Here is a 20,247-nt window from a genome sequence, read left to right on the forward strand (position 1 = left end):
ATGCCGCATCGGGCGTCTCATCCCTCGGGCTCCTGTGACGCCCATGTCGCATCGCCCGCGTCCAGCATGCGGCCCAGAAGGCCCCAGAAGAAATCTTCGCCGGGATAGCCCTCGAGGCGGCTTACCTCGACGCCGCCCTGCACAAGGACAAAGGTGGGGGTAAAGACCGGGCGGCTGGCAAAGCTCAAATCTTCCGGCAGGGGCGCGCGCAGGTCGACCCGGCGCAGCGGTGCGAACCGGCCCTCGGGCGTCAGCGGATATTCCGGCGAGACCTCGGCATTCCAGCGCGCGCAATAGCTGCAGCCCGCCTGTTCGATCATGACCAGCGCCCAGTCATCGGCTGCAGCGGAGCGGGGCAGGCCGATCAGGGCCAGCGCGACGATCCCGCCCAAAAGGGCAACCGTGACGCGAGTGATCCGTTGAATATGCAACGTTGACGAAACTCTCATGCTCTCTCTAATATGAATTTCTGAATGTGAAGTCCACGCAAGCTTAACGCAGGTTTCCCCGATGTTCGACATTTCCATGACCGGGGCCTTTCTGGCGGGTCTCCTGTCGTTCCTGTCGCCCTGTATCTTGCCGATGGTGCCCTTTTACCTCAGCTACCTTGGCGGCATGAGCGCGGCGGAGGTGGCGCAAGGCGGGGCCGTCACCCGCGCCACAAGGCTGCGCGCAGTCACGGGCGCCACGGTCTTTGCCGCGGGTGTGCTGACTGTATTCGTGGGCCTTGGAGCCTCGGCCTCGCTGTTCGGGCAGGTGCTGCGCGACTGGTTCGACGTGCTGCGCTACGTCGCCGCCGCCATGATCATCACCATGGGCCTGCATTTTCTGGGCGTCATCCGCATCGGGTTTCTCAACCGCTCGCTGCGGGCAGAACCCGGCGATACCGCGAATCTCGGGCTTGGCGGCGCCTATCTGATCGGACTTGCCTTCGCCTTCGGCTGGACGCCCTGCGTCGGGCCGGTGCTGGCCGCGATCTTGTTCATGGCGGGTTCGACCGGTTCTGCGGGGCAGGGCATGACGCTGCTCTTTGCCTATGGCATCGGCATGACGCTGCCTTTCGTGCTGGCGGCGGGATTTGTCGGGCCTTTCATGACCATGATGCGGCGGTTCCGGCGGCATCTTGGCACGGTTGAAAAGGTGATGGGTGGCGCACTGGTCGTGTTCGGCGTGCTGATCGCCACCAATGCGCTGCTTTATGTCGGGCAATGGATGATCGACAATTTCGAGGTGTTCCGAACGATCGGCTGACACACCGGAACGGCAACGGCAGGAGGAGGCCAAGGCCATGTTCGCAAGACTGACGGGAATGATCGCGGCAGGGATGCTCACGCTGGGCGCGGCGCAGGCCGAGGTGGGCGATGATGGCCTGCACATCGCACCCTGGATCGAGGAGACCTTCCTCGATCTGCGCGAGGATCTGGCCGAGGCTACGGCCAACAACCAGCGCCTGATGGTGCTGATCGAGCAGCGCGGCTGCATCTATTGCACCCGCATGCACGAGGAGGTCTGGGTCATCCCCGACATCCTCCAGATGCTGGAGGCAGAGTTCTACATCATCCGCATCAACATGCATGGCTCGACCGAAGTGACCGATTTCGACGGCGAAGTCATGGAGGAGCGCCAGATCGCCCGGCGCTGGCGCAACATGTTCACGCCGACCATCCTGTTTTTCCCCGAGGAAGTGCCCGAGGGCGTGACCGGGATCGAGGCCGCGGCGGTCGTCATGCCGGGGGCTTTTGGCCGCTGGACGACGTTCAACATGCTGAACTGGGTGCTGGAACGCGGCTACGCGGGAGAGGAAGATTTCCAGCGATATCATGCCCGTATGTTCGCCGAACAGGCCGCCGCCGGGGCAACGGAATGAACCTTTGCTCAATTCACATGCAAAAATATGAAAGTGTTCTTGCAATCATGAGGCGAGCAATACTACGGTATACATAAGGCCAGTGACTCGGCCCAAGGGAGGAAGAACAGTGAAGCGCCAGATGCTTTTGGCGGCGGGCTTAGCCTTGGCCGCGACAAGTCTTCAAGCTGATGTCGTCGCCCCTGACGACGTGACGATGAGCGAATATGGGGAAGTTTTCGAAAGCCTGTCCGGCGAACCGGGCGATCCCGCCCGCGGCGCCGAGATCTTCGTCAGCCGGGCGCAGGGTAACTGCCTTGCCTGCCACGCGGTGACGTCGCTTGCGGATCAACCCTGGCACGGTGAGGTTGGCCCGTTGCTTGACGGTGTCGCGACCCGATGGGAAGAACCGGCCCTGCGCGGCCTGCTCGTCAATGCCGACATGATCTACCCCGACTCGATCATGCCATCCTTCTACAAGGTGTCTGGGTTCATCCGGCCCGGCGACGCCTTCACCTCGCAGCCCGCCCCCGCGGATCTTCAGCCGATGCTCTCGGCGCAGCAGATCGAGGATGTGGTGGCCTTTCTCATGACGCTGACCGACTACTGACGCGGTCCGTGCCCAAACCCCGAGACCAAGGAGACTGATCTCATGACCCAGACACGCAGGCAATTCGTCGGCTCCGGGCTGGCGGTGGCAGCCGCCTTCTTCGGCTTGCCGCATATCGCATCCGCCGCCCAGCTCGACGAGGCGATCGCCGCCTTCACCGGCGGGTCGGACATGGCAAACGACGGCATCACCCTGATCGCCCCCGAGATTGCCGAGAACGGCAATACCGTCCCGATCGAAGTCGACGCCCCCGGTGCTGCGGCCATCATGCTGCTGGCGGCAGGCAATCCCAACGCGGATGTCTGCACCTTCAACTTCGGCCCCGCGGCCGGATCGCATCTGGCGGCCACCCGTATCCGGCTTGCCGGCGAGCAGGACGTGATCGCCATCGCCCGCATGCCCGACGGCACCTTCAAACAGGCGCGCCAGACCGTGCGCGTGACCATCGGCGGCTGCGGCGGCTGACCCACACAGGACAAGGAGAAAGACCATGGCAGAGAATGTTGTTCCCCGCGTCCGCGTTCCGCGTGATGCATCGGCCGGCGAAAGCGTGTCGGTCCGCACCCTCATCAGCCACCCGATGGAATCCGGGGCCCGCCGCGGCAGCGACGGCAACCTGATCCCGCGGTCCATCATCAATCGCTTCACCTGCGAATTCAACGGCGAGATGGTGATCGATGTCACCATCGAACCCTCGGTGTCCACCAACCCGTATTTCCAGTTCGATGCGGTGGTGAACGAGACCGGCACCTTCGCCTTCACATGGTATGACGATGACGGCTCGGTCTACACGGATACGGCGGACATAACGGTCGCCTGATCCAAGTCAGACCCAGCCGTCGCAAGGGAGGAAGTTACGGCCATGACAAGAAAAGCGCTTCTCGGCGGGGCTTCGGCGGCGATCATCGCTGCCCTCGCCGCCGGGGTCGGCCTCGCCGACATCCGCACCGGTGACAGCCTCGTGATCAATGGCGAGATCGAGATCATCACCGAGACCGCCCCGCCCGAACATCTGGCCGGCGTGTTCAACACGATCTATTCGGGCTGGGTCTTCCGCACCGACGAGACCCGGGCGATGCAGGCCGATGATTTCGACAACCCCGGCATGCTCTATGTCGAGCAGGGGATCGAGGCCTTCAACACCGCCATGGGCACCGAGGGCAACAGCTGCGCCTCGTGCCATGAAAATCCCGAAAGCCTGGCAGATGTGCGTTCCACCTACCCGCAATGGGATGAGGCGCATGGCGAGGTGCAGACGGTCGAGATGCAGGTTCTGGAATGCCAGACCGAGCGGATGGGCGTGGCCGAACCTTATGGCTACGACAGTCAGCAGATGCGCAACATGGTGGCATTGATCGCCTCTGTCGGTCGCGGGCAGTTGGTCAATGTGGCGATGGATGGGCCTGCGTCGGAGGCGTGGGAACTGGGCCGGGAAATCTACTATACCCAGTATGGCCAGATGGAACTGTCCTGCGCTCAGTGCCATGAGAACAACTATGGCAACCTGATCCGGGCCGACCACCTGAGCCAAGGCCAGATCAACGGCTTCCCGACCTACCGGTTGAAGAACGCCAACATCGTCTCTGTCCATGGCCGGTTCCGCGGCTGCATCCGCGACACGCGCGGCGAACCCTATGCCATCGGCAGCCCCGAGTTCGTGGCGCTGGAGCTTTACGTCGCCTCGCGCGGCAACGGCCTGACGGTCGAAGGCCCCGCCGTCCGCAACTGACATCGCATCGACACCCCGCCCGGAGCATTTCCGGGCGGGGGTCTGCCACAAAATATTCAAATTCCTGAATACCATCTGAGGTTGATCCCATGATCTCTCGTCGTCACTTCGTTCAGGCCGCGCTGGCCACCTCGGCGCTTTACGGCGCGTCGGGCTTTGGCAACTGGGCGCGTCTGGCGGCCCAGCAGACGCTGAGCCAGGACCAGCTTATCGGCGAGGGCGGGCCGGGCAACGTGACGCTGATCCACATCACCGACATCCACGCCCAGACCCAGCCGATCTATTTCCGCGAGCCGGAATTCAACATCGGCGTGGGCATCCATGCGGGCCAGCCGCCGCATCTGGTGGGCGCAGAGTTCCGCGCGCGTTTCGGGATCGAGGCGGGCAGCGCGCTGGATTACGCGCTGACCTACAGCGATTTCGAGGCGATGGCGCGCAGCTATGGCCGCATGGGCGGGCTCGACCGTATTTCCACCGTGGTCAAGGCGATCCGCGCACAGGCCCCGCATGCGCTGATCCTCGATGGCGGCGACACGTGGCAGGGCTCGCTGCCGTCCTTGCGCACGCAAGGCATGGACATGGTCCAGCTTTTCAACGCGCTCGGCGTCGAGGCGATGACCTCTCATTGGGAATTCACGCTGGGGTCCGCTCGTGTGAACGAGTTGATCGAAAGCCATGTCAACCCGGCCTTCCTCGGCGCCAACATCTTCGATGCCGAATGGGACGAGCCGGTCTATGACGACTACAAGATCTTCGAGCGCAACGGCACCTCGATCGGCGTGATCGGTCAGGCCTTTCCCTATATGCCCATCGCCAACCCCGGCTGGATGTTTCCGGAACTGAGCTTTGGCCTGCGCCGCGAGCGGATCGCCGAAGTGGTGCAGGAGGTGCGTGCGGCGGGCGCCGAGGTGGTCGTGCTTCTGTCGCACAACGGCTTTGACGTCGACCGGCAATTCGCCCGCGACATTCCGGGCATCGACGTGATCCTGACCGGGCACACCCATGACGCGCTGCCCGAAGCGGTGCAGGTCAACAACACCTTCCTGATCGCAAGCGGCAGCCATGGCAAATTCATCTCACGCGTCGATCTGGACGTTCAGGACGGCGCGATGCGCGGCATCACGCACCGGCTGATCCCGATCTTCTCGGACGTCATCGCGCCCGACCCGGAGATGACTGCATTGGTGGCCGAGACCCGCGCGCCTTTTGCCGCCGAGATGTCCGAGGTGATCGGCACCTCGGGGGCGTCGCTTTACCGGCGGGGCAATTTCAACGGCACATGGGATGATGTGATCTGCGACGCGCTGATCTCGCAGCGCGACGCGCAGATCGCGCTGAGCCCCGGTTTCCGCTGGGGTGCGGCGGTCCTGCCCGGTCAGGACATCACGCGCGAGGATATCTACAACGTCACCGCCATGACCTATCCCAATGCCTACCGGATCGAGATGTCGGGCGAACAGCTCCACACCATCCTCGAGGATGTGGCAGCCAACATCTTCAACCCCGACGCCTATTACCAGCAAGGCGGCGACATGGTGCGGGTGGGGGGCCTTGGCTACCGGATCGACCCGGCGCAGCCGCAAGGCAGCCGCATCACCAACATGACGCTGCTGGCCACCGGCGAGCAACTGGACCCCGCGACCAATTATGTCGTCGCGGGCTGGGCCAGCGTGAACGAAGGCACCGAAGGCCCCGCGATCTGGGATGTGGTTGAAGCCCACATCCGCGCGCAGGGCACCGTGACGCTGAACCCCAACAACACCGTGGACGTGGTCGGCGGCTGACGCGCCCTGACCAATGCGAGACAGGAGAGGTATCGACCCATGACCGACACCCCGAAATTCACCCAATCCCGACGGCAATTCCTTGCCGGTGCGGCTGTCGCCACGGGCGCGGCCGCGACCGGAAAGCTGGTGCATGCGCAGGCGGCCTCGCCCGATCCGGCGATCACCGAGTTGCAGCCGTGGCAGCAATACCTTGGCCCCGGCGTCGACAACGCACCCTATGGCGTGCCGTCCCCGCATGAGGCGCATGTGATCCGGCGCAATGTGGAATGGCTGACGGCCGATACGGTGTCGTCGATCAACTTCACGCCCCTGCACGAGCTTGAGGGGATCATCACCCCCAACGGGTTGTGTTTCGAACGGCACCATTCGGGCGTGGCCGACATTCCTTGGGCCGATCACCGGCTGATGATCAACGGTCTGGTCGACACGCCCATGGTCTTCACCATGGACGACCTTATGCGGTTCCCGCGCGAGAACCGGACCTATTTCCTCGAATGCGCGGCCAATACCGGCATGGAATGGCGCGGCGCGCAGCTCAACGGGGTGCAGTTCACCCATGGCATGATCCACAACGTCGTCTACACCGGCGTGCCTCTGCGGCTGCTGCTGGAAGAGGCGGGGGTGCAGACCAACGGCACATGGCTGCTGGCCGAAGGCGCGGATGCCAGCGGCATGACGCGGTCCATCCCGATGGAAAAGGCACTCGACGACTGTCTGGTCGCCACCCACATGAACGGCGAGCGTCTGCGCGCCGAACAGGGCTACCCGGTGCGTCTGGTGGTTCCCGGCTGGGAAGGCAACATGTGGGTCAAGTGGCTGCGCCGGATCGAGGTCGGCGACATGCCGTGGCATCACCGCGAAGAGACGTCGAAATACACCGACCTTCTGGCCGACGGACAGGCGCGCCGCTTTACCTGGGAGATGGACGCCAAATCCGTCATCACCAACCCCAGCCCGCAGGCGCCGATCACCCATGGCCCCGGTCCCACGGTGCTGACCGGCGTGGCATGGTCGGGTCGCGGCACCATCCCGCGGGTCGACGTTACACTGGACGGCGGCATCAACTGGCACCGCGCGCGGATGTCTGGGCCGTCGCTCGACAAGTCGATGCACCGCTTCTACTTCGAATTCGAATGGGATGGCAGGCCGCTGCTCTTGCAAAGCCGGGCCCATGACAGCACCGGTTACGTCCAGCCCACCAAGGACCAGCTGCGCGCCGTGCGCGGCGTCAACTCGATCTATCACAACAATGGCATCCAGACCTGGGCCATCAACGAAGGGGGCCAGGCGGAAAATGTCGAAGTCGGTTAACATGATGAAATCCCTCACCCTGTCCACCGCCATCCTCGCCCTGTCCGCAGGTCTTGCGTTGGCCGATGACCCCGCCCCGTCGCGCGACGGAGGCTTTGGCCTTGGCCGCGCGGCGCTCCCCGAAGAGATCGCGGCCTGGGATATCGACATCCGCCCTGATGGCCAGGGCCTGCCCGTCGGGTCGGGTGATGTCTACACCGGCGAAGAGCTTTACATCGACTATTGCTCGGCCTGTCACGGCGATTTCGGTGAGGCGGTCGGGCGCTGGCCGGTGCTGGCGGGCGGCTACGGCACGCTCGATGGCGACGACCCGCACAAGACGATCGGGTCGTATTGGCCCTATCTCTCGACCGTGTGGGACTATGTGCATCGCGCGATGCCCTATGGCGCGGCGCAATCGCTGAGCGATGACGAGGTCTATGCCATCACCGCCTATCTACTCTATCTCAACGACATGGTCGACGACGACTTCGAACTGTCCAACGAGAACTTCCTCGAGGTGCCGCTGCGCAACGAGGATGCGTTCTTCATGGATGACCGCGCCACCACGGAACTGACAGTTTTCAGCGGCGAGCCCTGCATGGAAAACTGTGCCGAAAGCGTCTCGATCACGGCCAATGCCATGGTGCTGAACGTGACGCCCGAAACCGCGGTTGAGGCGGTCGCACCGACCCCCGCCTCGGCCCCGGTCGAGGAGGAAGCCGCCGTCGAGGAGCCTGCCGCGACCGAGGCCGTGGCCGAGGCAGAGGCGCCCGCTGGTCCCGATCCGGCGCTTGTCGCGCAGGGCGAGGGGCTGTGGCGGCAATGCGCCTCGTGCCACCAGATCGGCGAAGGGGCGGTGAACCGCACCGGCCCGATGCTCAACGCCACCTACGGGGCGCCGGTAGGGTCGCATGACGGGTTCCGCTACTCCCCCGCCTTCGCCGAAGCCAATGCCGCGGGCATGATCTGGGACGACGAGACGCTAACCGCCTATCTGATGGATCCGCGCGGCTTCTTGCCGGGCAACCGGATGGCCTTCCGCGGGTTGCGCTCCGAGGAAGAGGCGGCCGCGATGATCGCCTATATGCGGGCCGAGGGGGGCGACGCAGAATGAGCAGAGCCGGTGCCTGTCTTGCCGCGCTTTTCCTGACCGCAATGGCTGCGCCGTCCTCCCCGGCGCTGGCCCAAGGCGACCCGGCACTGGGCGAGACCCTGTATCGCCCGTGCCGGGCCTGCCACATGATCGGGGACGGCGCGGTGCACCGCGTCGGACCCCATCTCAACGGTCTGGTGGCCCGCCCCATCGGGGCCTCGCCGGGCTACGAATTTTCGGCCGATCTTGCCACCGCCGGTGCCGAAGGCGCCACCTGGACGGTCGAGGCGCTCGACCGTTTTCTTGCGGGCCCGCGCGAGTATTTTCCGGGCACGCGCATGGTCTTTCGCGGCATCCGCTCTGAGGCGGACCGCGCGCATCTGATCGCCTATATGCAAGAGGCGGGCGGCCCCGCGGACGCGGCCATCGCCACCGAGGAGCTGGCCGTCGACCCCGAGGTCGCTGCCATCACAGCGCTTACGGCCGATGTGCCCTATGGTGAATACCTCGCCAATGAATGCACCGCCTGCCATCAGGCTTCGGGGGGCGCCGATATCCCCTCGATCCGGGGTCTGGCGCCGTCGGTCTTTGTCGCCGGAATGGTTGCGTATCGCAACGGAACGCGCGAACATCAGGTCATGAATACGGTTTCGCGGCGCTTGGGCGATGAAGAGATCGCAGCGCTCGCGGCCTATTTCGCTACTGTCGACTGACGCGCTCGGCAGACATGGAAAGGGCGCCACCGGGACCGGCGCCACAAGACAAGCCCAAAAGGGCAAAAGGGAGGAAGACATGACCATCAACAGACGTGTATTTCTGGGCACATCGGCGGCCCTTGCGGGCTCGCTGGCGGCCCCGATGATCGCCCGCGCGCAATCCGTGCCGCGCGTGGTCGTGGTCGGCGGCGGATCGGGCGGGGCGACGGCGGCCCGCTATCTTGCCCGCGACGGGGCAGGGGCGGTCGACGTGACCCTGATCGAGCCGCAGCGGATCTACCAGACCTGCTATTTCGGCAATCTCTATCTGGGCGGGTTTTTCGACTACGATGACCTTGCCCATGGCTATGGGGGCTTGGCCTCCACCTACGGGATCAACGTGGTGCATGACTGGGCCGTGGGCGTGGACCGCGACGCCAAGACCGTGCGGCTGGCCAGTGGCCCGTCGGTGCCCTACGACCATCTGGTGCTGTCGCCGGGGATTGATTTCGTCGATGGCAGTGTGCCGGGCTGGTCGGTCTCGGCCCAAGGCCGGATGCCGCACGCCTACAAGGGCGGGACGCAGGTGCAACTCCTGCGCGCGCAGATCGAAGCCATGCCGCAAGGCGGCACCTTCGCGATGGTCGCCCCCCCCAATCCCTACCGCTGCCCGCCCGGTCCCTACGAGCGGATCTCCATGGTCGCCCACTACCTGCGCGAGAACAACCCGACCGCCAAGATCCTGGTTGTCGATCCCAAGGAAAGCTTCTCCAAGCAGGCGCTCTTTGAAGAGGGATGGGACCGCCACTATTCGGGCATGGTCACGCGGATCGGCCCCGACATGGGCGGATCGAGCTTCGAGGTCGATGCTGAGGCCATGACCGTCACCATCGACGGCGTGGTGGAAAACGTGGATGTCTGCAACGTCATCCCCGGCCAGCGTGCGGGCCAGATTGCCTTTGCCGCCGATATCGTCGATGGCAACTGGGCGCCCGTCTCGGCCTATGACATGACCAGCCGGATCGACCCGGCCATCACCGTTCTGGGCGATGCGGCGGCGCAGGGTGCGATGCCGAAATCGGGCTTCTCGGCCAACAGTCAGGCCAAGGTGGCGGCCAATGCCATCCTTGCGTCGCTGACCGGATCGCGGGCCTTCCCGGCGCGCTATGCCAACACCTGCTGGTCGCTGATCGACACCGATGATGGCGTGAAGGTCGGGGCCACCTACGAGGCCAGCGACGAGGGCATCGTCAGCGTCGACAGCTTCGTCAGCCAGACCGGTGAGGATGCCGAGACGCGCGCCGCGACCTACCGCGAAAGCCTTGATTGGTATCAGGCCATCACGACGGACATGTTCGTCTGACCCCCGGCCCGCGGGCGGCACATCCGCCGCCCGCGGGCCCCAACCCCAAAGGACACTCCATGACCATGATGCGTGCCCTGTTTCTCGGTCTTTCCGTCACCCTCGCGCCCCTGACGGCCACGGCGCAGGATGCCGTGACCTTCGACTACCCCGGCACATTCGATGACGCGAGCTTCGCCATCGAGAATGCCATCATCAATCGTGGCCTCGTGATCGACTACACCAGCCATGTGGGAGAGATGCTCAACCGCACCGGCGCGGATGTCGGCGCGACCGAGGATCTGTTCGACAATGCGCAGATCTTTCTCTTCTGCTCGGCAGCCATCTCGCGCCGGGTGATGGAGGCGGACCTGATGAACCTCGTGCATTGCCCCTATGGCATCTTCATCGCCGAGCATGACGGCGCGGTGATGATCGGCCACCGCGACTATCCCGACGGCCCGATGCAGGAGGTCGAGGCGCTGCTGGACGCCATCATCCTCGAGGCCATGGCCGACTGAAATAACCCGCGGCGATACCTGCTTGATGCAGGTCAACGCACCCCGCGCGCGGGACTGCTAGGGTTCTGCCCAGATCCAAGGATGGCGCGATGCTTGAAGACCTGTTGTTGAGCTTGGGCGAACCCGTGGTGCTGGCATGTGCCGGCGTGCTGACAGGGCTGTTGTTCGGCTGGGCCGCGCAGCGCTCGCGCTTTTGTCTGCGCGCGGCCACGGTCGAAGTGGCCGAGGGTGCGTTCGGCCCCAAGCTCGCGATCTGGCTCATCGTGTTTTTCACCACGCTGATGCTGACGCAGGGCGGTATCGCGTCAGGCCTTTTCGACGTCTCCTCCACCCGGCAACTGGCGGCCGAGGGTTCGGTCTCGGGCGCGGTGATCGGCGGCTTGATGTTCGGCATCGGCATGATCCTTGCGCGCGGTTGCGCCTCGCGCCTGCTGGTGCTGTCGGCCACGGGCAACTTGCGCGCGCTGGTCACCGGGTTGATCGTGACGCTGGTGGCGCAAGCCTCCTTTACAGGTGTGCTGGCGCCCGCGCGCGAGGCGCTGACCGCGCTGTGGACTGTGCCGGGCGGCGCGGGGCGGAGCCTTCTGGACAGTCTGGGCCTGACCTCCGCCATCGCCACGGCGCTTGCTGCGCTGGCGCTGGCGGGCGCGTTGGTCTTGGGGCGGCGCCGGGGCCTGAGCCTGGGAGTCATCGTGGGCGCCTTTGGCGTCGGTTTGGCGGTCACGCTGGGCTGGGCCTTTACCGCGATGATCGCGGCCAGCAGTTTCGAGATCGTGCCGGTCTCCTCCGTCACGTTCACCGGGCCTGCCACCGACACGCTGATGGCGCTGGTCACGCAACGCTCTGTGGTCTTGTCCTTCGGCATCGGGCTGGTGCCCGGCGTCTTTGTCGGGGCAGGAGCTGCGGCACTCGCCTACCGCGAATGGAAGCTGGAACGTTTCGGTGCCGACACGCCGATGGAGAAATACCTCGTCGGCGCGGTCTTGATGGGCTTTGGCGCGATGCTGGCGGGCGGCTGCGCGGTCGGCGCGGGTGTGTCGGGCGGGGCCGTGTTCTCGACCACCGCCCTGCTCGCCTTGTTCGCCATGTGGATCGGGGCCATGGCCACCGTCCGCGTCATGGCCATGATCGCGCGGGGCGGGCCTCAGACGGTGTAGTTCAGCCCCAACCGTCCGCCATCGACATATATCGTTTCGCCGGTGACATAGCTGGATTTGCTCGAGCACAAGAAGGCCACCACGTCGCCGATCTCGCGCGCCGTTCCGACCCGCCCGATGGGCGTGCGCGACATCACGCGCGCCAAGGCCTCGGGGCTGGCGTTCACGCCTGCCATCATCTCGGTGTCGATGGAGCCGGGCCCGACCGCGTTGACGCGGATGCCATGCGGCGCCAGCGCCAGTGCGGAGGCCTTGGTCAATTGCTGCACGCCGCCCTTTGACGCGCAATAAGCCGGGATCGCGGGGATCGCCACGACCGCGTTGATGGACGACATGTTGACGATTGCGCCCTTGATCCCCGCCTTGATCATGCCGTTGGCCGCGCGCTGGGTGGCGGCAAAGACGCTGCGCAGGTTCAACCCGATCACAGCGTCGAAATCCTCCAGGCTGTAGCTCAGGAAATCGCCGGGCCGGGCAATCCCTGCGTTGTTCACAAGGGCTGCAACCGGGCCTTCCTCGGCCTCGATGGTGTCGAAGACGGCCATCAGCGCGCCGGCATCGGCCACGTCGCACACAAAGCCGCGCCCTCCGATGCCTTTGGCCGCCGCATGGACGCTGTCTTTCACATCGGCCAGCATGACCTTGTAGCCGTCTTCGGCAAGCGCCTCGGCACAGGCAAGCCCGATGCCCTGTGCGCCGCCGGTGACCAGTGCAATCGTTTGATCGGCCATATCGAAAACTCCCCTCGTGTCTGAACCCGCGCGACCCTGCGGCGGGCGGGCGGCGGTGTCAATTCGAAGGGGGGCCGCTGTCGAACAGATCGGCGTGCCGCGCCTTGAGATCGGCCAGTGTGCCAAGCACCATGCGCAAATGCGCCCGCATCGCGGCCGTTGCGCGATCCGCATCGCGCGACAGGATTGCAGACAGGATGGCGCGGTGCTGGTCCATCAGCCGCCCCATATGCGCCCCATCGGCCAGCGGCAGGATGCGCAGCCGATCCAGCGCCGATTTCTCGCGCACCAAGAGCGTTTCGGCACGCTCAAACCCCGTGGCGCGCGCGATGCAGGCATGAAAGGCATCGTCGAGGCGTTGAAAGCCGTCGGTGTCGCCCTTGGCAATGGCACGGGCCTGATCGCCGAGGTTGGCCTCGAGCGTAGCGGCATCGTCAGGCGCAAGACCGACCTCGCAGAGGCGCGCGACACAGGCGGTTTCCAGCGCCTCGCGCAGGAATTGCGCCTGCACGATGGCCGCCTCAGAGATCGCGGCGACATAGCTTCCGCGCGACGGCCAGGTCACGATCAACCCATCCTCGCGCAAGCGGGTAAAGGCGTCGCGCACCGGCGTGCGGCTCGCGCCAAAGCGCTGGCCCACCTCGGTTTCCGACAGCAGGCAGCCGGGCGGCAGGTCGGCGCGCAGGATGGCCGATTTCAGCCCGGCATGGATCTGGTCGGCCACGGGGCGCGCAAGGTCGAGCGGCGGTACGCGCAGGGCGGCGACAGGGTCGGGGCGGGCGGCAAGGGGCATGTCGGCTCCGGGCGGGTGTATCAATCCGTATACCGGTATACTGGCTCCTTGACAACGCATCACAGGGCTGCGCAACCTGCCCGCGCCAAAGGGGGAGCCATTGCCGTGTCCGCGCCTGATCACGTATTGAACGCCGTGCTGATCGGGGCGGGTATGGTCGCTGCCACGCACACAGCCGCGTTGCGCGACGGGTCCGGCGTTCGCTTGCACGGCGTCTGGTCGCGCAATCCAGACAGGGCCAAAGCCTTGGCGGAGCCCGAGGGCGCGCGGGTCTATCCCGACATCAAGGCCATTGCCGCCGATCCGGACGTCGATTTCGCCATCGTGCTGACGCCGCCCAATGCGCGCGCCGACCTGATCGCGCCGCTTCTGGCTGCCAGAAAGCCCATCTTGATGGAGAAGCCCATCGCCCGCGACGGGGCTGAGGCGCGGGCGCTGGTGGATCAATGTGCCGCAGCGGGGGTGCCGCTCGGTATCGTGTTCCAGCACCGGATGCGCGCGGCCTCCCGCGCGGCCACCGCACTTGTCGCGGGCGGAAGTTTGGGCAGGCTGGGGCTGGCCGAGATCGCCGTGCCATGGTGGCGCGATCAAGCCTATTACAATGAGCCGGGGCGCGGCACCTATGCCCGCGACGGCGGCGGGGTGCTGATCTCACAGGCGATCCACACCATCGACCTTGCGCTGTCGCTGACCGGACCTGTGGCGACAGTTCAGGCGATGACCGCCACCACGCGCTTTCACAAGATGGAGGCCGAGGATGTGGCCGTCGCGGGCCTGCGCTTTGCCTCGGGCGCGGTCGGTCATCTCACCGCATCGACCGCCAGTTTCCCCGGCGCGGCGGAATCGATCCGCCTGCATTTCGATGCCGCCTCGCTCCATCTGGAGGCGGGCGTGCTGACCGTAAGCCACCGCGACGGCCGCGTGGAGACCCATGGCGCGGCGGCCGGCACGGGCGGCGGCGCGGACCCGATGGCCTTCACCCATGATTGGCACCGCGCCGTCATCGAGGATTTCGCCGAGGCGATCCGCACCGGCCGCGATCCTCTCGTGACGGGGCAGGCGGCCCTTGCCGCCCATGCGCTGATCGACGCCATCACCCAATCGGCCCGCACGGGCCATGTGACCGAGGTTGCTCCATGAAATTCGCTGCCATCGGCATCGACCACCGCCATATCTTCGGCATGAGCGCCAACCTCATGGCCGAGGGGGCCGAGTTTGTCGGCTGGTGGACCGATGGCGCGCCCGAACCGCTCGACGGCTTTATCAAGCGCTTCCCCGACGTGCCGCGCGTGGTGGATGCCCAAACCCTGCTCGACGACCCCGAGATCGACCTGATCTGCATCTCCTGCATCCCGCGCGACCGCGCCCGTTGGGCCACCGCCGCGATGGAGGCGGGCAAGGACGTGATGACCGACAAGCCCGGCTGCACGACGCTGGCGCAACTGGCCGAAATCCGGGCGACCCAAGCCAGGACCGGGCGCATCTGGTCGATCGATTTCTCGGAACGCTTCGAGGTTCCCAGCGTCACGAAAGCCGCCGAACTGGTGGCGGCGGGCGCGATCGGGCGCGTGGTGCAGACCGTGGGCCTCGGGCCCCACCGGCTCAACCGCGCGACGCGGCCCAATTGGTTCTTTGACCGCGACGCCTATGGCGGCATCCTGACCGATATCGCGTCGCATCAGATCGACCAGTTCCTGTTCTTCACCGGCTCGACCGAGGCCGAGATCACGCTGGCCACTGCCGCGAACCTCGCCCATCCGGGTGATCCGGGTTTGCAGGATTTCGGCGAGATCGCGCTGCGCTCGGGCACCGGGCATGGCTACATCCGCGTCGACTGGTTCACGCCCGATGCTCTGCCCACATGGGGCGACGGGCGGCTGACGATTCTGGGGACGGAAGGGTATATCGAGCTGCGGAAATACGTCGATGTGTGCGGGCGGGCAGGTACCGATCACCTGATCCTCGTCAACGGCACCCGCTGCGAGGTCATCGACGCATCCGGCGCGGGCATGCCCTATTTCGCGCGGCTGATCGCCGATATCCGCGACCGCACCGAAACCGCTATGCCGCAGGCGCATGCTTTCACCGTCATGGAACTGGCCCTCAGGGCTCAGGCCATGGCCGAGGGGGGCGCATGATCGCCGTTGCCATCATCGGGGCGGGGATCGGCCGCGAGCATCTGGCCGGCTACCGCGCGCTTCCCGACCGCTACAATGTGCGCTGGCTGATCGACCTCGACACCGCCCGCGCGACGGAGGTGGCGGGCGACAGCGGCATCCAGATCGGCACCGCCGTTGAGCAGGCGCTGGACGATCCCGCCGTGACCCTGATCGACATCTGCCTGCCGCCGCACCTGCATGTCCCCATGGCCGTCCGTGCGCTTCAGGCGGGCAAGCACGTGGTGCTGGAAAAGCCCATCGCCCCCTCCCTCGCCGACTGTGACGTGCTGGCCGGGGCCGAGCACACATGCGGCAAGCGCATCTTCCCCGTCTTCCAGTATCGCTACGGCCCCGGCACGGCCGCGCTCGATGCGCTGAGCGCGGCGGGGCTGGTTGGCAGGCCCCAGGTGGCCGCGCTCGAAACCCATTGGAACCGCGGCGCGAACTACTACGCCGTGCCATGGCGCGGCACTTGGGCGGGCGAACGCGGCGGCGCGGTTCTGGGCCATGCGATCCACAACCACGACCTTCTGTGCCGCTATTTCGGCAACCCTGCAGGCGTCAGCGCGCAGGTCGCCACCCGCATCAATCCCATCGAGACCGAGGATTGCGCGGCCATCGCCATCCGCTTCGATAGCGGCGCGTTGGCAACCTCCTCCGTCACGCTGGGGGCTGCGGGCGACGCCACGCGCCTGCGCCTTGTGTTCGAACATCTGACCGCCACCTCCGGCGATCTGCCCTATGCGCCCGCCGACGGGCCGTGGACCTTCAGCGCCCGCGATCCGTCGAAACAGCCGCCCGTCGATGCCATCCTCGCCGGTCTGCCCGCACCGAAATCGGGTTTCGCGGGATATCTGGAGGCCATCGCGGATGCCCTCGACGGGCGCGCGGGGCGCGAGGTGACGCTGGCCTGCGGCCGCCGCTCCATCGAGCTTGTGACAGCCGTTTACGCCGCGGCACGCGCGGGCAAGGAGGTTGCCTTGCCCTTGCCCCATGACGCAGAGTTCTACCAAGGCTGGCTGCCCGACAAGACGCCTTGAGGCGCGGGGGCGAGGGCCGGATGACAGACGACGACCAAGACGATCCAATACCTTAGGGAGGAAACTGGAATGACCCATCTTAAACTGCTTGGAACCACCGCGCTGGCCCTAGGCCTTGCCGCGCCCGCGATGGCGCAGGAAATCCGCTTCATGTGCTATTCGGACGGCAATGAATGCGAGGTCTACGACGACGTGCTGACCCGCTTCGAGGCCGCCAACCCCGGCGTCGACGTGATCGTGGACGTGGTGCCCTATCAGGCGATCCTCGAGAACCTGCCGATCCAGCTGGCCGCTGGCAGCGGGCCGGATATCGCCAAGGTCACGGACCTTGGCGGGTTGTCGCAGTACTACCTCGATCTGGCACCTTACATCGACCGCGCCTATTGGGAGGCGTCTTTCGGCGACACGCTGGGCTGGTATCGGGGGGCCGCGGGCGGCGATGCCATCAACGGCATGCACAGCCAGCTGACCATCACCGGCGCCTTCGTCAACGCCACCCTCTTCGAGCAAGCGGGCGTCGAGATGCCGGGCGCGGATGCCACCTGGGACGACTGGGCCGAGGCCGCGCGCAGCGTCGCCGCCGCGACCGAGACGCCCTTCCCCATGGCCATCGACCGCACCGGCCACCGCTTTGCCGGTCCCGCGATCAGCTATGGTGCGGCCATCGTGGCCGAGGACGGCACGCCGACCCTGTCGGACGAGGGCTTTGCCGCCTTCACCGCGCAATTCGTCGAATGGAACAATGACGGCACCATGGCGCGCGATGTCTGGGCCGGGCAGGGAGGCGCGACCTATCAGGACGCGGCGCAGGAATTCATCAACGGCGAACTGGTGTTCTACTACTCCGGCAGCTGGCAGGTGGGCCGGATGGACAGCACGGTCGGCGACCTCTTCGACTGGCAGGTCGTGGGCAGCCCCTGCGGTCCGGCGGGCGTGTGTTCGGGCATGCCGGGCGGCGCGGGCATCGTCGGCTTCAGCGCGACCCAGCATCCCGAGGTGGTCGCGGCCGTGATCGACTTCCTTGCGCAGGAAGACATCTACGCAGAAGTGACGGCGCGCACCCGCAACCTGCCCGCGCATCTGGGCGTGGCACAAGCGGGCGTGGAGTTCGAGGGCGCATCGCCTGCCGCCGCGGCCGCCTTGTCGGCCTTTGCTGCCGATCTGGCAGATGTGGCCCCGTCGGCCTTCCGCTATCAGGGCTATGCCAACAACCGCGCTATGTTCGGCATCACCGCTGAACGTGTCAGCCAAGCCATCGTGGGCGAGCTGAGCGTCGAGGATGCGGTGGCCCGGATGGCCGCCGACCTCGAGGCGGCGCTGGCCGACGCGCAGTAAGGGCGTGGCCGAGACCAAGGGGCAGGGCGCAACCGCGCCCGCCCCACCCCCTGAGATGACGGCGCTGCGAGGCGCAGGCGACGGGTTTGCCCTGCGCCTGATTTCGCCAGTGATGCGGCTGGTCGAGATCCCGATGATCGCGCTGCAGCGGCTCTTGGGGATCAACCGGCTGGCCTGGGTGTTCCTTGCGCCGAACCTGCTGTTGTTCGGGCTTTTCGCCTTTCTGCCCGTCATCCTGAACGTGGCCTATGCCACGACGGGCGGGGCCAATGTCATGCTGGCCGACCGCCCGCAGATCGGCATGGGCAATTTCGAGCGGCTCCTGGATTGCGCCAACCACCTCGACCCCAACACCTGCCGCGAGGACAAGTTCTGGCGCGCGGTGTGGAACACGTTGTGGTTCGTGACGCTTCAGGTCGGCATCATGGTGGGGTTTTCGCTGCTCACCGCCATCGTGCTGAACGGCAAGATCCGCGCGCGGGGCTTTTTCCGGTCGGTGTTCTTCTTCCCCGTGCTGCTTTCGCCGGTCGTGGTGGCACTGATCTGGAAATGGATGTTGCAGAGGAACGGCGTTCTGAACGCTTTCCTCGATTGGGCGGGCATCGGCGGCTACAACTGGCTGGTCGATGCGCAATGGGCCTTTGCCTGGTCGGTGTTCCTGTCGGTCTGGGCGCATATGGGGTTCTACACCCTGATCCTGCTGGCGGGACTGCAAGCCATCCCCCGCGATGTCTACGAGGCCGCCACCATGGACCGCGCCAGCCCCTGGCGCGCGTTTCGCCGCATCACGCTGCCGCTGCTTGCGCCCACGATGCTGGTCGTTCTGGTGTTGGCCCTGATCAAGGGCGTGCAGACCTTCGACGAGGTCTATGCCTTCACCGGCGGCGGCCCGGGCACCGCCACCACCTTCATCATCCAGTATATCTACGAGGAAGGATTTGCGGGCTCCCCGCGCCTGTTCGGCCTGTCGGCGGCTGCGTCCCTTCTGGTTGCCTTCGTGCTGGTGGTGCTGACGCTGGTGCAGCTCTGGGTCAATAGAAAGAGCGTCGATGGGTAGGACATGGGAGTTCCTGACCGCCACCCGTGGGGGCGCCCGCCTGCACTGGACTGATTGGGCCAGCTACGGCTACCTTTTCCTTGGCGTCTTCTTGATGTTCTTTCCCGTGGTCTGGCTGGTGCTGTCTTCCTTCAAGACCGAGGCCGACCTGCAGCGCTACCCGCCCACCTTTCTGCCCTACCAGCAGCAGACCATCACGCTCGACGGCCACGCTGACCCCTTGCCGCTGTTCCGCATAACCGGCGGCGAGCATGAAGGCATGATCCTTGCGCAACTGCGCCGTGTGGGGCTGCAGGCGCAGATGATCGACCCCGCGAACCCCGAGGAGCGGTTGCAGGTCTCGATCCGTGATTACGAGCGGCTGGAGCGCTTCTCGCTTGCGACCGAGAACTATTCCGACCTCTTCGGGCGCTTCAACTTCCTGCTCTATTTCTGGAACTCGACCTTCATCACGGTCATGGCCACGCTGATCATGCTCTTGACCAACTCCATGGCCGCTTTCGCGCTGTCAAAGTACCGCTTCCGGGGGCGGACGGTCGTTTTGCTTCTGGTCATCGGCACGCTGATGATCCCGCAGACGGTGGTTCTTGTGCCTTTGTTCCTGATCGTATCCGAACTGGGCATGTTCAACAGCTTGTGGGGCGTCATCATCCCGGGTGCGGCCACGCCCACGGGGGTGTTCTTGCTGCGCCAATACATGTTGACCATCCCCGACGAGATCCTGGATGCCGCGCGGATGGACAAGGCATCGGAGTGGAAGATCTACTGGCGCATCATCTTGCCGCTGTCCGCGCCTGCCATCGCGGTGCTTGCCATCCTTGCGATCATGTGGCGCTGGAATGATTTCTTGTGGCCGCTGATCGTGCTGACCCAATCCGAAAACTTCACCCTGCAACTGGCGCTGAATTCGTTTCAGGGCGAGCTTCAGACGCAATGGTCCTCGCTGCTGGCGATGACCGTGCTGACGCTTCTGCCCATCGCCATGGTGTTCATGTTCTTGCAGAAATACATCGCCACCGGCATCGCTTCGACGGGTGGCAAATGACAACCGCGCATCAA

22 protein-coding genes are annotated in these 20,247 nt (G+C 65.6%); 19 read left to right on the forward strand and 3 right to left on the reverse strand.

The genetic code is table 11. The features are described 5' to 3' along the window. Positions 1-17: 17 nt before the first annotated feature. Entirely contained in the window at positions 18-449 is a 432-nt protein-coding gene (locus tag C7455_RS01530) for a thioredoxin domain-containing protein (RefSeq protein WP_245904177.1), read from the reverse strand. Between the two features lie 61 nt (positions 450-510). On the opposite strand from C7455_RS01530, the gene C7455_RS01535 reads away from it, so the two are divergent. The 13 genes from C7455_RS01535 to C7455_RS01595 all read left to right on the forward strand — a co-directional run bounded on the left by C7455_RS01535 (position 511) and on the right by C7455_RS01595 (position 12,073). Further along, the gene (locus C7455_RS01535) at positions 511-1,251 is read left to right on the forward strand and encodes a cytochrome c biogenesis CcdA family protein (protein ID WP_109664543.1); all 741 of its coding nucleotides are present in this window, start codon (positions 511-513) and stop codon (positions 1,249-1,251) included. 37 nt (positions 1,252-1,288) lie between these two features. After that, entirely contained in the window at positions 1,289-1,867 is a 579-nt protein-coding gene (locus C7455_RS01540) for a thioredoxin family protein (RefSeq protein ID WP_109664547.1), read from the forward strand. Positions 1,868-1,976: 109 nt separating this feature from the next. After that, on the forward strand, positions 1,977-2,456 hold the full coding sequence (gene soxX, locus C7455_RS01545; protein ID WP_109664549.1) for a sulfur oxidation c-type cytochrome SoxX: 480 nt from the start codon (positions 1,977-1,979) through the stop codon (positions 2,454-2,456). Between the two features lie 42 nt (positions 2,457-2,498). After that, positions 2,499-2,921, forward strand: a complete 423-nt coding sequence (gene soxY, locus C7455_RS01550) for a thiosulfate oxidation carrier protein SoxY (RefSeq protein WP_109664552.1) — start codon at positions 2,499-2,501, stop codon at positions 2,919-2,921. 25 nt (positions 2,922-2,946) lie between these two features. Beyond that, positions 2,947-3,276, forward strand: a complete 330-nt coding sequence (gene soxZ / locus C7455_RS01555; protein WP_109664555.1) for a thiosulfate oxidation carrier complex protein SoxZ — start codon at positions 2,947-2,949, stop codon at positions 3,274-3,276. A gap of 42 nt (positions 3,277-3,318) precedes the next feature. Continuing rightward, a complete protein-coding gene (gene soxA / locus C7455_RS01560; protein ID WP_109664558.1) occupies positions 3,319-4,185 on the forward strand; it encodes a sulfur oxidation c-type cytochrome SoxA in 867 nt (288 codons plus the stop codon). 89 nt (positions 4,186-4,274) lie between these two features. After that, positions 4,275-5,969, forward strand: coding sequence for a thiosulfohydrolase SoxB (gene soxB, locus C7455_RS01565; protein WP_109664560.1), 1,695 nt, complete (start codon positions 4,275-4,277; stop codon positions 5,967-5,969). Positions 5,970-6,008: 39 nt separating this feature from the next. After that, on the forward strand, positions 6,009-7,283 hold the full coding sequence (gene soxC, locus C7455_RS01570) for a sulfite dehydrogenase (protein ID WP_109664563.1): 1,275 nt from the start codon (positions 6,009-6,011) through the stop codon (positions 7,281-7,283). Further along, entirely contained in the window at positions 7,267-8,379 is a 1,113-nt protein-coding gene (locus C7455_RS01575) for a c-type cytochrome (protein WP_211315421.1), read from the forward strand. Before soxC ends, C7455_RS01575 begins: the two co-directional genes overlap by 17 nt. Next, positions 8,376-9,071 (forward strand): c-type cytochrome, encoded by a 696-nt coding sequence (locus tag C7455_RS01580; RefSeq protein ID WP_109664568.1) that lies wholly within the window; start codon positions 8,376-8,378, stop codon positions 9,069-9,071. The genes C7455_RS01575 and C7455_RS01580 overlap by 4 nt, the downstream gene beginning before the upstream one ends. Positions 9,072-9,150: 79 nt before the next feature. Then, complete coding sequence (locus C7455_RS01585) at positions 9,151-10,416, forward strand: NAD(P)/FAD-dependent oxidoreductase (RefSeq protein ID WP_109664571.1); 1,266 nt, start codon at positions 9,151-9,153, stop codon at positions 10,414-10,416. A gap of 68 nt (positions 10,417-10,484) precedes the next feature. Beyond that, positions 10,485-10,916 carry a DUF302 domain-containing protein gene (locus C7455_RS01590; protein WP_109666062.1) on the forward strand — a complete coding sequence of 144 codons (432 nt, stop codon included), beginning with the start codon at positions 10,485-10,487 and terminating at the stop codon, positions 10,914-10,916. Positions 10,917-11,005: 89 nt separating this feature from the next. After that, positions 11,006-12,073: a YeeE/YedE family protein gene (locus C7455_RS01595; RefSeq protein ID WP_109664574.1), complete on the forward strand. Its 1,068-nt coding sequence runs from the start codon at positions 11,006-11,008 to the stop codon at positions 12,071-12,073. Here the strand turns inward: C7455_RS01595 and C7455_RS01600 are convergent. Together C7455_RS01600 and C7455_RS01605 are read right to left on the reverse strand one after the other, a co-directional pair. Beyond that, positions 12,061-12,804: an SDR family NAD(P)-dependent oxidoreductase gene (locus C7455_RS01600; protein ID WP_109664575.1), complete on the reverse strand. Its 744-nt coding sequence runs from the start codon at positions 12,802-12,804 to the stop codon at positions 12,061-12,063. The two genes, C7455_RS01595 and C7455_RS01600, sit on opposite strands and share 13 nt — an antisense overlap. 58 nt (positions 12,805-12,862) lie before the next feature. After that, positions 12,863-13,597, reverse strand: a complete 735-nt coding sequence (locus C7455_RS01605) for a GntR family transcriptional regulator (protein WP_109664578.1) — start codon at positions 13,595-13,597, stop codon at positions 12,863-12,865. 105 nt (positions 13,598-13,702) lie between these two features. Here C7455_RS01605 and C7455_RS01610 point away from each other — a divergent pair, with 105 nt between their 5' ends. The 6 genes from C7455_RS01610 (at position 13,703) to C7455_RS01635 (ending at position 20,233) form a co-directional block, all read left to right on the forward strand. Then, entirely contained in the window at positions 13,703-14,737 is a 1,035-nt protein-coding gene (locus C7455_RS01610) for a Gfo/Idh/MocA family protein (protein WP_245904178.1), read from the forward strand. Then, complete coding sequence (locus tag C7455_RS01615) at positions 14,734-15,735, forward strand: Gfo/Idh/MocA family protein (protein ID WP_211315423.1); 1,002 nt, start codon at positions 14,734-14,736, stop codon at positions 15,733-15,735. The genes C7455_RS01610 and C7455_RS01615 overlap by 4 nt, the downstream gene beginning before the upstream one ends. Beyond that, the gene (locus tag C7455_RS01620) at positions 15,732-16,796 is read left to right on the forward strand and encodes a Gfo/Idh/MocA family protein (RefSeq protein ID WP_109664583.1); all 1,065 of its coding nucleotides are present in this window, start codon (positions 15,732-15,734) and stop codon (positions 16,794-16,796) included. The genes C7455_RS01615 and C7455_RS01620 overlap by 4 nt, the downstream gene beginning before the upstream one ends. A gap of 69 nt (positions 16,797-16,865) precedes the next feature. After that, entirely contained in the window at positions 16,866-18,131 is a 1,266-nt protein-coding gene (locus C7455_RS01625; protein ID WP_109664586.1) for an ABC transporter substrate-binding protein, read from the forward strand. Between the two features lie 4 nt (positions 18,132-18,135). Continuing rightward, positions 18,136-19,188, forward strand: coding sequence for a carbohydrate ABC transporter permease (locus tag C7455_RS01630; RefSeq protein WP_245904179.1), 1,053 nt, complete (start codon positions 18,136-18,138; stop codon positions 19,186-19,188). Continuing rightward, the gene (locus C7455_RS01635) at positions 19,181-20,233 is read left to right on the forward strand and encodes a carbohydrate ABC transporter permease (protein WP_109664589.1); all 1,053 of its coding nucleotides are present in this window, start codon (positions 19,181-19,183) and stop codon (positions 20,231-20,233) included. The genes C7455_RS01630 and C7455_RS01635 overlap by 8 nt, the downstream gene beginning before the upstream one ends. Positions 20,234-20,247 lie beyond the last annotated feature (14 nt).

The organism is Roseicyclus mahoneyensis (assembly GCF_003148775.1).
In the GTDB taxonomy this organism is placed as follows: domain Bacteria; phylum Pseudomonadota; class Alphaproteobacteria; order Rhodobacterales; family Rhodobacteraceae; genus Roseicyclus; species Roseicyclus mahoneyensis.